At 44.1% G+C, this 14,312-nt stretch carries 18 protein-coding genes and 1 pseudogene; 16 read left to right on the top strand and 3 right to left on the bottom strand.

The genetic code is table 11. The features are described 5' to 3' along the window. The first annotated feature begins 104 nt into the window (after positions 1–104). The 6 genes and pseudogenes from D7Y06_RS09670 to D7Y06_RS09645 all read left to right on the top strand — a co-directional run bounded on the left by D7Y06_RS09670 (position 105) and on the right by D7Y06_RS09645 (position 4,234). Positions 105–1,169, top strand: coding sequence for an NAD(P)H-dependent flavin oxidoreductase (locus tag D7Y06_RS09670; RefSeq protein WP_120407604.1), 1,065 nt, complete (start codon positions 105–107; stop codon positions 1,167–1,169). A gap of 44 nt (positions 1,170–1,213) precedes the next feature. Then, positions 1,214–1,348, top strand: a pseudogene (locus D7Y06_RS09665) (HTH domain-containing protein); the annotation flags it as partial. Between the two features lie 199 nt (positions 1,349–1,547). Beyond that, complete coding sequence (locus D7Y06_RS09660; protein WP_243119206.1) at positions 1,548–1,775, top strand: effector binding domain-containing protein; 228 nt, start codon at positions 1,548–1,550, stop codon at positions 1,773–1,775. Positions 1,776–2,027: 252 nt separating this feature from the next. Next, positions 2,028–2,306, top strand: a complete 279-nt coding sequence (locus tag D7Y06_RS09655) for a hypothetical protein (protein ID WP_120407603.1) — start codon at positions 2,028–2,030, stop codon at positions 2,304–2,306. 87 nt (positions 2,307–2,393) lie between these two features. Beyond that, positions 2,394–2,927: a 2-C-methyl-D-erythritol 2,4-cyclodiphosphate synthase gene (gene ispF, locus D7Y06_RS09650; RefSeq protein ID WP_120407602.1), complete on the top strand. Its 534-nt coding sequence runs from the start codon at positions 2,394–2,396 to the stop codon at positions 2,925–2,927. Next, positions 2,912–4,234: a S41 family peptidase gene (locus D7Y06_RS09645; RefSeq protein WP_158591335.1), complete on the top strand. Its 1,323-nt coding sequence runs from the start codon at positions 2,912–2,914 to the stop codon at positions 4,232–4,234. The genes ispF and D7Y06_RS09645 overlap by 16 nt, the downstream gene beginning before the upstream one ends. Before the next feature lie 6 nt (positions 4,235–4,240). Here the strand turns inward: D7Y06_RS09645 and D7Y06_RS09640 are convergent, their stop codons facing one another. Genes D7Y06_RS09640 through D7Y06_RS09630 form a run of 3 tightly spaced genes read right to left on the bottom strand, consistent with a single transcriptional unit; the run spans position 4,241 to position 5,980 of the window. Beyond that, on the bottom strand, positions 4,241–5,089 hold the full coding sequence (locus D7Y06_RS09640) for a CPBP family intramembrane glutamic endopeptidase (protein ID WP_120407600.1): 849 nt from the start codon (positions 5,087–5,089) through the stop codon (positions 4,241–4,243). After that, positions 5,079–5,522: a hypothetical protein gene (locus D7Y06_RS09635; RefSeq protein ID WP_120407599.1), complete on the bottom strand. Its 444-nt coding sequence runs from the start codon at positions 5,520–5,522 to the stop codon at positions 5,079–5,081. The genes D7Y06_RS09640 and D7Y06_RS09635 overlap by 11 nt, the downstream gene beginning before the upstream one ends. After that, the gene (locus D7Y06_RS09630) at positions 5,519–5,980 is read right to left on the bottom strand and encodes a LytTR family DNA-binding domain-containing protein (protein ID WP_120407598.1); all 462 of its coding nucleotides are present in this window, start codon (positions 5,978–5,980) and stop codon (positions 5,519–5,521) included. Before D7Y06_RS09630 ends, D7Y06_RS09635 begins: the two co-directional genes overlap by 4 nt. Before the next feature lie 202 nt (positions 5,981–6,182). Between D7Y06_RS09630 and D7Y06_RS09625 the strand changes: the two genes are divergently transcribed. The 10 genes from D7Y06_RS09625 to D7Y06_RS09575 all read left to right on the top strand — a co-directional run bounded on the left by D7Y06_RS09625 (position 6,183) and on the right by D7Y06_RS09575 (position 14,270). Continuing rightward, complete coding sequence (locus D7Y06_RS09625) at positions 6,183–6,380, top strand: hypothetical protein (RefSeq protein ID WP_330566423.1); 198 nt, start codon at positions 6,183–6,185, stop codon at positions 6,378–6,380. 361 nt (positions 6,381–6,741) lie between these two features. Continuing rightward, complete coding sequence (gene epsC / locus D7Y06_RS09615) at positions 6,742–7,413, top strand: serine O-acetyltransferase EpsC (RefSeq protein ID WP_120407596.1); 672 nt, start codon at positions 6,742–6,744, stop codon at positions 7,411–7,413. Between the two features lie 4 nt (positions 7,414–7,417). Beyond that, positions 7,418–8,824: a cysteine--tRNA ligase gene (gene cysS / locus D7Y06_RS09610; protein WP_120407595.1), complete on the top strand. Its 1,407-nt coding sequence runs from the start codon at positions 7,418–7,420 to the stop codon at positions 8,822–8,824. Further along, positions 8,809–9,243 (top strand): Mini-ribonuclease 3, encoded by a 435-nt coding sequence (locus D7Y06_RS09605; protein WP_120407594.1) that lies wholly within the window; start codon positions 8,809–8,811, stop codon positions 9,241–9,243. The genes cysS and D7Y06_RS09605 overlap by 16 nt, the downstream gene beginning before the upstream one ends. Before the next feature lie 48 nt (positions 9,244–9,291). Continuing rightward, positions 9,292–10,032: a 23S rRNA (guanosine(2251)-2'-O)-methyltransferase RlmB gene (gene rlmB, locus D7Y06_RS09600; RefSeq protein ID WP_120407593.1), complete on the top strand. Its 741-nt coding sequence runs from the start codon at positions 9,292–9,294 to the stop codon at positions 10,030–10,032. Position 10,033: 1 nt separating this feature from the next. Beyond that, a complete protein-coding gene (locus tag D7Y06_RS09595; RefSeq protein WP_243119204.1) occupies positions 10,034–10,618 on the top strand; it encodes a sigma-70 family RNA polymerase sigma factor in 585 nt (194 codons plus the stop codon). A gap of 347 nt (positions 10,619–10,965) precedes the next feature. Further along, entirely contained in the window at positions 10,966–11,727 is a 762-nt protein-coding gene (locus tag D7Y06_RS09590; protein ID WP_120407591.1) for a hypothetical protein, read from the top strand. Next, the gene (locus D7Y06_RS09585) at positions 11,679–12,722 is read left to right on the top strand and encodes a hypothetical protein (RefSeq protein WP_120407590.1); all 1,044 of its coding nucleotides are present in this window, start codon (positions 11,679–11,681) and stop codon (positions 12,720–12,722) included. Before D7Y06_RS09590 ends, D7Y06_RS09585 begins: the two co-directional genes overlap by 49 nt. Positions 12,723–12,741: 19 nt before the next feature. After that, positions 12,742–13,566, top strand: a complete 825-nt coding sequence (locus D7Y06_RS09580; RefSeq protein WP_120407589.1) for a hypothetical protein — start codon at positions 12,742–12,744, stop codon at positions 13,564–13,566. 14 nt (positions 13,567–13,580) lie between these two features. Then, the gene (locus D7Y06_RS09575; RefSeq protein WP_120407588.1) at positions 13,581–14,270 is read left to right on the top strand and encodes a hypothetical protein; all 690 of its coding nucleotides are present in this window, start codon (positions 13,581–13,583) and stop codon (positions 14,268–14,270) included. Positions 14,271–14,312: the final 42 nt, after the last annotated feature.

Here is a 14,312-nt window from a genome sequence, read left to right as displayed (position 1 = left end):
TATCAATAACTATATGAAATAAGTATTTAAAACCAAATTATATTGACATAAGAACCGCGCGGTGATAGGATATTTCTGGAAAGAATGTAGAAAGGCGGGTCATTATGTTAAGAAATTTAAAAATCGGAGATAAAATTGCAAAATTACCTATTATTCAGGGGGGAATGGGAGTGGGAGTCAGCCTTTCCCACCTGGCAGGAGCAGTGGCGGCGGAGGGAGGCATCGGGGTTATCTCCACAGCACAGATTGGTTTTAATGAGGAAGGGTTTGAGGAGAACCAGAAGCTTTGCAACTTAAGGGCCATTGAAAAGCATGTGAGACGGGCAAAAGAGCAGGCCAGGGATGGCCTGGTGGGGGTCAACGTGATGGTGGCTTTAAAAGATTATGCCCAGCATGTGCGGGCAGCGGTGAAAGCCGGGGTGGATGTGGTGATTTCCGGGGCAGGGCTTCCGGTAAATTTGCCGGAGCTTGTGGAAAATTCCGACACAAAGATTGCCCCCATTGTATCATCGGAAAAGGCGGCAAATGTGATTCTTCGGATGTGGGACAGGAAATACAAAAGGACGGCGGATTTTGTGGTAATAGAAGGGCCTAAGGCAGGGGGGCATTTAGGGTTTTCCCAGGAGGATTTGGCCCATGTGGAAGAACTTCACTACGATTCTGAGATAAAAAATATTATAAAAACAGTAAAGGAGTACGGGAAGAAGTTTGGGCGGAAGATTCCGGTGATTGTAGCAGGAGGCATTTTTTCCGGTGAGGACGTGAGCCATGCCATGGCTCTTGGTGCAGACGGCGTACAGGTGGCATCCCGTTTTGTGGCAACGGAGGAATGCGATGCATCGGATGCTTACAAGCAGGCTTATGTACAGGCACAGGAGCAGGATGTGGAATTGATTCAAAGCCCTGTGGGCATGCCGGGGCGGGCGCTTCGGAATGAGTTTTTGGAGGAAGTGAAAGAACACAATCTTGCAGTGGGGAAGTGTTATGGCTGTCTGGCAAAATGTAAGCCCAGTGAGATCCCCTACTGTATTACAGACGCTTTAATTAAGGCGGTGAAGGGGGACGTGGACCACGGCCTTGTGTTCTGCGGGGCAAATGTGGGAAAAATTCATGAGATTACCACGGTTCATCAGGTGATGGAAGAGCTTGCCCGGGGAATTCCAGAATAGGTTTGCAAAATAGGCGGAGGGAAAAATAAAATTTGGAGGTAGGCATGAAGCTGGAACGAATGATTGGTATTTTGTCAATTCTTTTGCAGAAGGAGAAGGTGACGGCTCCTTATCTGGCGGAAAAATTTGAGGTTTCCAGACGAACTATTAACCGGGATATCGAAGCGATTTGTATGGCGGAACTTTTTCAAAACGTGAAGTACCTCCTCCAAACCTCTCACCCCAGGAGTTTTTTACTCCCAGATACCAGGTAAAAGCGAAGATACAGCCGGAGTATAAATGGAGGCTTATTGAGGAGTACGGGCCGGAGAGCTTTTCTGTTCTGCCGGAGGGGACGCTGCTTTTAGCCTTTGGTGAGGGAATCAGGAAAAAAATGCAGTGGGAATATCCGCCCGGACAAATAATGCTTCAAAGGATATGGAGAGGTTATCGGCGGACTATACGGTGGTGGCTGCCTGTGAGGCTGCGGAGGAACTTTCCGGAGAAGCTGATACAGTCTGTCGGATTCCCGCCGGAAGATATGCGAAATTTGTTGTCCATGGAGATATGGTGCAGGCGGTTGCCAAAGCCTGGCAGGAAGTCCATATTTATGTAGGAATAGAATAAGAATCATTTTTAACATTGTTTACAAAACTGCCCGGAAATTTTAAGGGGCAGTTTTTATGTCATCAATGATACACAACATGTATAATTTGATTGACTGTTAAATCCTGGTAAGTTAAAATATAAAATAAATATTGCCCAGTGTTAAAGTGGCATATTTGAATATTTATACAAAACTGAAAGTGGAGAAATTTTACTTGAAGAATTGGAAACTGAGTAGAAAGATCACGCTGGGAATTATGTTGATTGTAGCATTTGTATGGGATTGTTGTACATGATAGCTCACAAAACCTTAAAAGGGATGATGCAGGAAATGGGGAAAAGCAAAAGACTGCCCAGGCTTACACGGAAGAATATTTTGAGATATTGGATAATTGGGAAGGGCTTTATATCGGAGAATGGAATTCCCATTGCATTGTCCATTCTAATCCGGATGGAGTGGGAATTATTATAAGAGAAGGAGAGACTTTAAAACAGCTTCAGGATGAACTGGCTGGGGGGATAGGGGTATATAGGAGGAGGCACTTTTATTGAGGGGCTGGAGGAGACAACGGAAGCTATGACGGAGCTTGTGAGCCGGAATATAGAAAATGTAAATGCAATCATTGAAAGGAAAATACGATGCGGGTTGGTTTAGGATATGATGTACACAGGTTAGTAAAAGAGCGGAAACTGATATTGGGAGGGGTAGAAATTCCCCATACATTAGGGCTTCTTGGACATTCGGATGCGGATGTTTTAGTCCATGCCGTTATGGATGCCCTCCTTGGGGCGGCAGCCCTTGGGGACATCGGAAAACATTTCCCTGATACGGATGAGGCGTACCGGGGGATTTCCAGTATGAAACTTTTGGAACATGTGGGGAAGCTTATAGAAAAAGAAGGGTATCTGGTGGAGAATATTGACGCCACCGTGATAGCCCAAAAACCCAAACTCCGGCCCTATATTGGGGAGATGGAAAAAAATATTGCAAAAGTGCTGAAAATTCAGGATAACCAGGTAAATGTAAAAGCCACCACCGAGGAGGGGTTGGGGTTTACCGGGAGGGAAGAAGGGATTGCTGCCCAGGCTGTCTGTGCATTGAGCAGCCTTTATGAAAACAGTGTTATGGTTTCTGACAGTGCAGGGGGATGTCCGGGATGCGGAAGAAAGTGAAAAAGAAATTTATAGTTATCCTTAGCCTGACTTTTCTGGTATTACTTTTAGGAGGCGTGATTGGCTACAATATTCCGATAAGTTTCGGCGGATCTTATCCGCCGCTTTTGCCTGCCCTTCCCCCGGATACTCTGTTGACAAAAGAACAGGTTTTTGAGGACAGGGAAGCGGCAGTCCGGTTTGTGGAAAATGTACACCCTTATTTTATCCTGGAAGAAGATTTATCCGCTTATCAAAGGGCCCGCCAGGATTATATGGATAGTACGGAAAAGGAGATGACGGCGGAAGATTTTAAGGCGGCCACGGCAGAGTATCTCTGCTTTTTCCAGGACGGACACACATGCATTTGGTGGGAGGAGCAGGAGTATCTGTCACTGAATGGGGTATATCAAAAGGGCCATACATATGTGGGAAAGAATGGTGAAATCACGGATGTGTATGTGACATCCATTGGCGGCAGGGATATGGAAAAGGTTTACCAGGCTATCGACAGGGTGATTCCAGCGGAAAATGAAAAGGCCAAAGAGAAGAACAGGGACAATTATGCCACAGGAAGGAATATACTAAAGCTGGCTGGGGCGGAAATTTCCGGGGACAGTGTTCTGGTGACCTATTCAGACGGTTCAGAGGAAGAATGCATGTTTAGAGAAGCGGAAAAAAGTTCCGGGACAGAGCAGGAGAGGCTCCAAAATACCTGGATTATGGATGAAGATGTCTTTGTTATAAATTTTGTGGAATGTGTGGACGATGATAATTTAAAATCCATTGCAAAAGAACTGGAATCTGCGGTAAAAAACGGGTGTGGGAAGGTGCTCATGGATGTAAGGGGAAACGGGGGCGGAAATTCCAATGCCTGTAAGCGTCTTTTAACAGCTATGGGAATGGAAGCTCCGGAATACGATATGTTGGTGCGTTTTTCAAAAGAAGCAAAAGAGCAGGCGGGATATTTAAGGAGCAGGGGCAGTGTTCAGTGGAAGGGGTCTGACAAGTGCAAAGGCAATGAGGATGTGGAACTTACCCTGCTCTGCGACAGGGATACCTTCAGCTCCGCCACCATGCTCCTTGTGTGGGTGAGGGACGGGAATCTGGGGAAAATCGTGGGGGAGGCAAGTTCCAATGCCCCAAACAGTTACGGGGACATTCTTTATCTCTCCCTGCCCAATTCCCATTTGGACGCATCCGTTTCCCACAAGCAGTTTATCCGGCCGGATGAAAAAGATAATTCTCGGATGCTTATTCCCGATATAGAGACAAGTTCCGGGGAGGCCTATGAGAAAGCTATGGAATTGTTTGGGGATAATACATGAGAGACTTTATTTTAAAAGCATTACAATTCCGGTTAATCCTGCGAAAAACAAAACTCCTTTATTCGCCAGCACATCCTTTATAACTGCTTTTTTCACAAGCCCTGTACTGCCGTCAAGAACAATTTTTTTCCGATTGACAAGAAACAGTACGAACCCTGTTATGCCAAGCAGAAACAGTATCATAGAATAAATTCCCGCCGCCGTCAATGAAATGCCAAGGAGCGCCTGGGTAATGATACTGCCAAAGAGGTTGGATAATCCGTGCATGAAAATTGCTAATTTAATATCCCCTGTTTTTACTGTAAGGTAAGACCAGATCATTCCTAGGATAAAAGTGTAAACAATCTGGGGTATCCCTAAGGAAACGCCATGTACAACTGCAAAGCAGAAGGAGGAAGCCAGGATATAAAATCGTTCCCCGTATTTTAATAATTTCCGGGCAAACAGCTTTCGGAAGACAAGCTCCTCCACAACAGGGTTAAAAAGCAGCAGCATAAAGAGCATATATCCGGATAGGGCGCTGCTGTCAGATGGAATACTGCCTAGGCCCAATGCTGCGGATACATTTACAAGCATAGTAAATACCAGGATAGAAGTAAACTGCAGGAGAAAGCACAGAAAAACAGTTTTTACCGGAATCTTCTTTTTATCGTATTTACAGGGGGAAATTTTTTGTGTGATGCAGAGAAAGAAACCCAGGCCAATGACATACAATACCCCTAAACCTACTGCTGTTTTCAGGCTGTCAGAAATGGGCAGATACCGTTTTATAAAACAGGAATATGTCCAGTACAGGCCAAACATGACTGCAATCCCAAAAGAAACTCTTTCTAAATCTTTTTCTTTATGATTCATTACATTTTCCTCCCTTTTGATATTCCTTAAGTTTTTCCGTGTATTTTTTTCCCCTTATCCTGTGCTCTAGTTCAAACAAAAGAATAGAAATCCCCAGGCATACAAGAAAAATTCCCACAAATTTGACATAGGTGCCAATCCGTGTCAGTTCCGTGATCCACCGAAATATAACCCCGCAGATAAATGTAACAGCGGCAAAGGGGACCACAAAGATGCAGGCCCGCTTTGCATCTGCCATCTTTTTGATAAAACAGGTTCCGAAGGAAAATTCCATCCAGATTCCCCCTGGGACAGAGAGGAGAAACAATTCAGCCAAACGGGTGACAGGTATGGTTTTTACGTCTAATGCAAAGGAAATGATTGTGAAACATATTGTCATAACGGTAAAGGTTCCGGCAATCTGCCCAGGAATATTTTTCATAAAATTTTTCATCGTCTTTTCCCTCCTAATCCCAGCTTTTCCTTTAATGCAGGTGCGTATTGCCGGGAAATGTATAGTTTTTCCCTGTTCTCCATAGTGGCAAGAATCTTTCCGCCGAAATCAGGCTTTAAAGAATGGACTTTTTTCAGATTGATGATACAGGATTTGGAGATTCTGATATAGTCCATCAGGTGGTAACGCTCTTCAATTTCATACAGTTTATAACCCAGTTCGTACACTTCTTCTGCCGTGTATCCGAAGGTTTTTCTGTCTACCGATTCAATATAAAAAATTTCATCCAGGCCGATGTTGAATATTTTTCCATTGGCACTTCCGGTAAAGCTGTTTTCCATCTCCTCCAGATGTTCCAGAAAGTAAATGATTTTATTCACCTGCTCATTCTGTTCTTTATATTCTACCGTTACTTTTGTGTTCTCAATTTTGAGATTTTCAATTAACTTTAAAAGCATGTGGGAACAACTCCTTTCAAAAGAAGTATAGCAGGATTTTACTTAAAAGCAATGGCTCTGTGCGTAAGATGCGGTATGGGTTACATAAACTGCATAAAAGGGAAACAGTTCCAAACCTTAGCTGTTGACAATGAATAAGGACTTTACACATAGTATAAAACCACTTATAATAAATACAGAATCATAAAAGGGTGGTGAAAATATGGAGGTGGCAGAAATGACAGAAAAAGAGCAGATGCAAAAGAATATAGAAGAGTTTTCCAGATTACAAGATTATATGTCTGTCTGTGAAAAAGATTCGGAACCTTACAGAAGGATGAAAAGACGCTATGCAGAATTAAAAGTAATACTCACTGCATCGGGAATCAATCTTACTGAAATTGATTATATTAAAGAGTAACAATAAATGGCAGCAGAAGAAAAAATCTTGCTGCCATTTTTCCTTATATCTGCCTTTTTTGAAACAGTAAAATACCACCCCCGGCAAAATTAATTCCTGAAGTTTTTGGAATCTTGCCTGTTTATCAGCGATTTCACCTGTTGTGTATTTGGACATAGCCTTTCACTTCCTTTCGGCTGTAAATTTACCATATTACCCAGGGTTACAAGCAATAGGTTACCCAGGGGGATTTTAGAAAAAAGAAATTTTGCGGAAATATTATACCTCATTTTTGCCCCTTTCCGGAAAGTTTTTAAGTAAGAGTTGACAAAACCCTTTTAGATGCATAAACTATAGTTGAATAAAAAAGGAAGCGTGTGTTATGGGTTTTATCAGTTTTGCAAAGGAAGAATTTCAGGTAATTAAAGAGAGGGATCCGGCAATCAAATCTCCCATGGAAGTCCTGCTGTATCCCACATTCCGTGTTATGTTAAGTTACAGGCGGGCCCACAGGCATTACTTAAAGGGGCATTTTTTCCGGGCAAGGTATATTTCCCAGAGGGCGGCCAGAAAAACAGGGATTGAGATACATCCCGGCGCCCAGATCGGCAGGGGTTTTTTTATCGACCATGGAAGCGGGGTCATTATCGGGGAAACCACCATAATCGGGGACAATGTGACTTTATATCAGGGGGTGACTTTGGGGGGAACCGGAAAAGAGACGGGAAAGCGCCATCCCACTTTGGAGGATAATGTTATGGTCAGCGCAGGGGCAAAAATTTTAGGCTCCTTTACCATAGGGGAAAATTCCAAAATCGGGGCGGGGAGCGTGGTTTTAGAGGAAGTGCCTGCAAACTGTACCGTGGTGGGGGTTCCCGGAAGGATTGTAAAACGGGATAACCAGAAAGTTCCAAGAAGCGATATGGACCATGTACATCTTCCTGACCCGGTAAAAGAGGATATTACCGCACTGCAGAAAGCAAATACTGCACTGTGCAATAAAGTGATAGATTTAGAGCAGAAGTTAAAAGAGCTGGAAAAACAGAAAGGATAACCGAATGAAACTTTTTAATACTTTAACAAGACAAAAGGAAGAGTTTATTCCCTTAGAAGAAGGGAAAGTGAAAATGTATGTCTGCGGGCCTACTGTGTATAATTATATCCATATCGGAAATGCCAGGCCTATGATTGTCTTTGACACCGTAAGGCGTTACATGGAATACAAAGGGTATGAGGTGAATTATGTATCCAATTTTACGGATGTGGACGATAAAATTATAAAAAAGGCCATAGAGGAAGGGGTAACTTCTGAGGAAATTTCCAGGCGTTTTATTGAAGAGTGCAAAAAGGACATGTCCTCTTTAAATGTGAAAACTGCAACCACCCATCCCCTGGCCACAAAGGAAATCCAGGGGATGATTGACATGATTTCCGCTCTGATAGAAAAAGGCTATGCCTACCGGGCGGAGGACGGCACGGTGTATTTCAGGACAAGGAAATTTAAAGATTACGGCAAATTGTCCCATAAAAACCTGGATGATTTACAGGCGGGGCACAGGGATATTAAAGTTACGGGGGACTTTAAAGAGGACGATTTGGATTTTGTTCTCTGGAAGCCCAAAAAAGAAGGGGAGCCTTTCTGGGAGTCTCCCTGGTGTGAGGGACGTCCCGGATGGCATATTGAGTGTTCTGTTATGTCCAAAAAATACCTGGGGGATGAAATTGACATCCACGCAGGAGGGGAAGATTTGATATTCCCCCACCACGAAAACGAGATTGCCCAGAGCGAGGCGGCAAACGGGGTGGAATTTGCAAAATACTGGATGCACAACGCATTTTTAAATATCAATAACAAAAAAATGTCCAAATCTTCAGGGAACTTTTTTACCGTAAGGGAAATCGGGGAAAAATACGATTTGCAGGTGCTTCGGTTTTTCATGTTAAGCGCCCATTACAGAAGTCCCTTAAACTTTAGTGAGGATTTAATGGAGGCCGCAAAAAACAGTTTGGAGCGCATTGTCACTGCGGCAGAAAATTTAAAGCATTTACAGGAAAATGCAGCCGGAGGGGAAACTTCAGGCCAGGAAAGCCAGTGGCTTAAGGAAGCCCAGGGGTACAGGGAAAAATTTGAGGCGGCCATGGAGGATGACTTTAATACGGCGGATGCAGTTTCCTCTGTATTTGAGCTGGTTAAATTTATCAATACAAAAGTTTCTTCTGAGAGCAGCAGGGCATTTTTGGAGAAACTGTCGGATTTGTTAAGGGAGCTCTGCGATGTCCTTGGAATTATTCTGGATAAAGAAGCGGATATTTTAGAAGAGGAGATAGAAAATCTTATGAAAGAGCGCCAGGCGGCCAGAAAGGAAAAGAATTTTAAGCGGGCGGACGAAATCAGGGATTTGCTTCTCGAAAAAGGGATTGTTTTAAAAGATACCAGAGAAGGAGTACAATGGAAAAGGGCATAGATGCATATATAAGGGAACAATTTGATATCGGGGAGGTGGATATTCGCACATATTCACCTCTCACCTTTGCGTATATAGGGGACGGGATTTATGATTTGGTGATCCGCTCTATTGTGGTGGGAAGGGGAAATACCAGGGTAAACGAGCTGCACAAAAGGACAAGCTATATTGTAAAAGCCCATACCCAGGCTTTAATGGTAGAAAAACTTATGCCAAACCTCACAGAAAAAGAGCAGGATATCTACCGGCGGGGTAGAAATGCAAAATCCTTTACCATGGCAAAAAACGCCACTGTGGCGGATTACAGGAAGGCTACGGGGTTTGAGGCCATGATTGGCTATCTGTACCTTACGGATGATTTTAAGCGCATTGTGGAACTGGTGAAGCTGGGGCTTATCAGCCTTGATATTCAGATATAAAAGAGTCCGGCATTCAGCCAGCCGGCGCAGATAAAAACGGAGGAACATATGGAGACAGAGGAATTAAAAATTGAGGGAAGAAATGCGGTATTGGAAGCCTTTCGCTCCGGTAAGACCATAGATAAGCTATTTGTCTTAGAGGGGTGCAAAGACGGCCCGGTGCAGACGATTCTGCGGGAGGCAAAGAAGAGGGATACCATTGTAAATTTTGTGGCAAAAGAAAGGTTAGACCAGCTTTCCCAGACAGGCAGGCACCAGGGTGTGATTGCCCTGGCGGCGGCTTATGCCTATGGCACGGTGGAAGATATGTTAAAAATTTCAGAAGAAAAGGGTGAGCCCCCCTTTCTTATCCTTCTTGACAATATTGAGGACCCTCACAATCTGGGGGCCATTATCCGTACTGCCAACCTTTCCGGGGCCCACGGGGTGATTATCCCAAAGAGAAGGGCGGTGGGGCTTACGGCGGTGGTGGCAAAGACTTCCGCAGGGGCCGTCAACTATACCCCGGTGGCGAAAGTCACCAATCTCTCCAATACCATCGCAGAACTGAAAGACAAGGGGATGTGGTTCGTCTGTGCAGATATGGGGGGGACGCCTATGTACGACCTTGACTTAAAAGGTCCCATAGGCCTTGTCATCGGAAGCGAGGGGGAAGGCGTGTCTCCATTGGTGAAGAAAAACTGTGATTTTGTGGCATCCATTCCCATGAAAGGGGACATTGATTCTTTGAACGCATCTGTGGCGGCAGGGGTGCTGGCCTATGAGATTGTGCGTCAGAGGGGAGTATAGGTTGGAAGATTTTTTAAAATATTCAGACGAGGAACTTTTGTCCCGGTTTGGAAAAAAGGAACCGGAAGTGATGGACTACCTGCTGGGAAAATATAAGCCCCTGGTGCGGAAAAAGGCAAACGCCCTCTACTTAATCGGCGGGGACACGGACGATTTGATTCAGGAGGGGATGATTGGGCTTTTTAAGGCAGTGGAAAGTTTTGACCAGGAAAAAGAATCTTCCTTTTATCATTTTGCCGAGCTTTGCATTACCAGGCAGATGTATTCTGCGGTGGAGGCTTCCCGGAGGAAAAAACATGCCCCCTTAAATTCCTACATTTCCCTCTATGACGAGGAGGGGGAAAACGGCGTGCGGCTGGCGGATGTGCTCTCCGAGGAGGGGGAAAAAAATCCGGAGCGCATGTTTATCGACCGGGAGACGTTTCTACAGGATTTGGAGAAGTTGTCGGAAAATTTAAGCACCATGGAACGAAAGGTTTTAGACGGTATTTTAGAGGGGCTTAATTATAAGCAGATTGCGGCAAAGCTGGGGAAGTCCCCCAAATCCATTGACAATGCCCTGCAGAGGATAAAGAGGAAGGTGTAAAAGCCATCTTAAAAGAATCCTTATAATTTTTCACATTTTTTTAATAAACTTTCCATCATAAATTCATATTTTTGGGGTATATTAATAACATCAGTTGAAGGACAACTGATTACAAACAAACTTTTTCATAACTCTTCCCTAAAACCCGTCTCGCAAGAGGCGGGTTTTTTTGTGTGAAAATCCCAATATTTTTACGGGTAAAAAGTGCCTGTGCATGGTTAAAAAATAACTTTTTTAAGAGTAAGTGTAACACTTGGTAGGTTTATGTGTAATCTTTGGTCATGGCGGGTTATGTCGAAATATGGGACAATATATATAGATGTTTGAGGAAGCCAGAGGGATTGAGAATGAAAAATGAACAATTATTCCCATTTGAGAGAAACCGTTATTATGGCGGAAAAATGCTGACTTCCGCAGATTTTACAGCGGAACAGCTCTATATGAATAATAAGCGGCGTTTTTTAAACCGTGCGCTGTACGGGACAGGGGTAATTTGCGGGCTGAATGTACTGGAACTGGAGGATTCCTCCATTTTGGTGGAAAACGGCGCAGCCCTGGACGGGGCGGGACGTGAGATTGTAGTTGCTGAATCCGTGGTAAAAAAGCTCCAAGCCTTAAAGGGATATCACAGTATTACAGGGGAAAAGGCATTTTTGTGCCTGAGATATAAAGAGGAAGAAGTGCATCCCATGTTTTGCGCCATGGCTGAGACGAAGGACAAAGAGTACCAGTGCGGCAGAATTGAAGAGGGATATGAACTTTTTCTCACAGAGGGGGAAGAGGAGGAAATTTCACCGGAAAGAGACGGATTTTTCCGGGAAGGATGCATTTTGGACAATGAGGATTTTAAACTTGTGATAAAGATGCCTGTGTTTGTGTCAAAAAGGAAGGAGGTAAAAATTTCCCTTATTCTATACAAAAAAACGGAACAGGAGAGGGAACTGTCTTTTGAGGGAAAGGTTTTTATGCCTGGATTTCTCAATGAAAAAGGAAGCCATGAGCTTTTTCTCCATATGGAAAGCAGAGTTTTAATCCAGGGGGAAAAGCAGGAAGAGGCCTTTTGGATGCAGGTGGAGCCCGCCGGTTTTGGGGGACAAGTGTTATTTTAAAAAGGGAGGAGATAAAGCTTTGTCTGGATGAAGAGGAGACGGAGCTTATGAATGACGTACATTTTGAGTTTTTTTTGGAAGATATGTCCCCGGAAGAATTGTCTATGCGGGAGTTTGGGAAGTTGACCTGGGAAAAGAAGCAGGCGGGGGAAAAACTGGGAGTGAGGTTAGCGCAGTTGTCTCTGGTGCGCAGGGATGCTTCCTGTGTGATTGGGGAGATCCGGGAAAAAGGCGTCAAAGAATACATTGCCTCCCCGGCACAGCGGCGGCAGCAAAGCCTATACCTTTCTTATTTCAGAGAGGGATATGAGAAAGAATCCTACATACAGGAGGAGGGACAGGCTCAGAGTTTTTCTAGGGAAAAAGCGGCGCAGCCAGAAAATATGGCGTGGGGAAGGGTGGAAATACCTCTGTCTGTGAATATGAAAAAAGGGGATATCTGTTATTCCCAGGAGATTATGCACGGGTTGGGAAAAGGGAATGTGTATGTGGACGTGGGAATTGAATATTTGGAGGATGACCCCAGAATCAACCGCAGCATGAGGACGACAATCTACGGGAATTCCGATTTGTTTCCACAATCCGACTGCATGGATTTCCAGACGGCGGTAAAAGTTATGAATGATAAGGGAAGTTTCCAAATCGGGGCAAAACTTGTGGGGGAGCAAAAAAGCATTATTCTTCAGATGAGCTGGGCTGCCATCCGTTTTTCCACAGGGAAAGACAGTATGGAAAGCCAGGAGGAGGAGAGAAGCATTGTCCCCAAAGTATCCACGGTGCGGTTAAAAACAAAAGAGAGTTACTTTTTTGAAGTGGAATTTAGGCATATGGAAAAACAGCGTCTCACCTATGAATTGACGGAGGATGGCAGCGGGGAAATCGGAGAAGACGGGGTTTATATAGCCCCGGCAAAAGAAGGGGTGTATGAAATTTGTATTTACTGTACGGATATGCCCCAAATATCCACTTACGTGTATGCCATTGTAAACAGGTAAAAGATCTCAGGGGGGCCTTATGGTACTGGACGGAGGAAAAAGGCAGTATAAAGTAGTGAGGGAAGTGTTTTCCGGTGAGAAAAATGACGTTTTCGTCTGTATGGATCTTTGTTTGGAAGGTGCAGAGTATAAAACTGCCTGGAGAGTAAAAGACAGGGAGATTACGAAAAAACTCCTGGGAGCGCCGGAGATTTGGGAAGACTCCTTTGTGAAAAAAGAGCATATGTATTTTGTGTTTCCTTACAGAGAGGAACGTCCCTTGGAAAAATTTTATTTTACCACGGTTTTGGCAAATTCCCTGAAAGAGGAAAGTATCTGGCTGGATTTTGCAGTCCGGTGTATGACCTTTGGAATTCCCAATGAAATTTTATATCTTCTGCTAAAACAAAAGCAGGCGGGGATTACCCCGGAGGGAAAGGTGTATTTTAACTATTTTCTTGATTTGTCAGAATACGGGCAGGCCGGAAAAGAGCAGGATTGCGCCATGCTCTGTGCCGGGGAAATTCTCGCACTGGCAAAGGCCGGAGGAGATACAACAGGCAGTTCTACAGAACTGCTAAAACAGAAACTGGGAAGAAAGGCTTATGGGGATTTCTTTCAGCTTTACCAGGATTTAAAACTGATGGCAGACAGGCAGGAAAAGAAAAATTTTTTTAATCTTATGAAAGATGCATTTGTGAAAAAAAGAGTTTTTTTCTACAGGTGCCTATGCGTCTCTTGCCTTATAATTGTCCTAAGCGGGGCAGGTGTATTTTTCTTTCAGGCTTTTTTTGGGGAGACAGTTCTTCACCGGATATTTGGACATACATTTGAGAAGATTGGCACAGAGTCTTTATTGCAGTAATAAGGGGGTGGAACATGAGATATATTCCCAAAATCATCATTTCTATAATTATATATATTTTTCTGCTGTCGCTGTATGGAGCATTTTTTCTTCCATCCTCCGATGGGAAAATTTCCGTAAAGCAGGTAGGGATGGATGAGGAGGGAAATGTTTACCTTGCAAGGACAGGCAACTGGGCCCTGTGGCTGATAAAAGCGGAAGTGGGGGGAGGCCGGGAAATTATCAGATGTTCTACTTTTCCGGTGGTCAGTGAGGAAACGGCGGTGTCCCTATTCTGTGACGAAGGCGTCCTCTATGTGCAGCAGAGCTGGTACAGGCAGGGGAGACAGTTTATAAAGGTATCATGTCTGGAAAAAGATAGAGATTCCCTTACAAAAGTGTGGGAAAAGGAGGTGGAGGAAGATGTGGACTTGTGTGATTTTCAGGTAAAAAAAGGAATTATTTTTACCACAGGCATAAAATGCAGGTCGGAGGAGATTTTTCTCTATTCCAATGAGGAAGATAAGGAGAGGGTCGTGAAACTGGAAGTGGGAATCCCTGTACAGGCTTGTTACACCCCATCCGGTATTATGGCTCTCACGGAAAGCCAGGAACTTTACTGTTTTGATAATGAGAAGGCCGGAAAAATGTATCTGAAAAACGGGGTTTACCTCCAGGCAGGGGGGAAGGGCTTTTTTTCCAGAAATACGGGGAGCAGAGATTAAATTATTATGATGGATCGGGCCATCTTTTATTTCAGTTTCCCC

It is taken from the genome of Roseburia sp. 1XD42-69 (assembly GCF_003612565.1).
GTDB lineage: Bacteria > Bacillota > Clostridia > Lachnospirales > Lachnospiraceae > Roseburia_B.
This window is presented reverse-complemented; position numbering and strand designations above follow the sequence as displayed.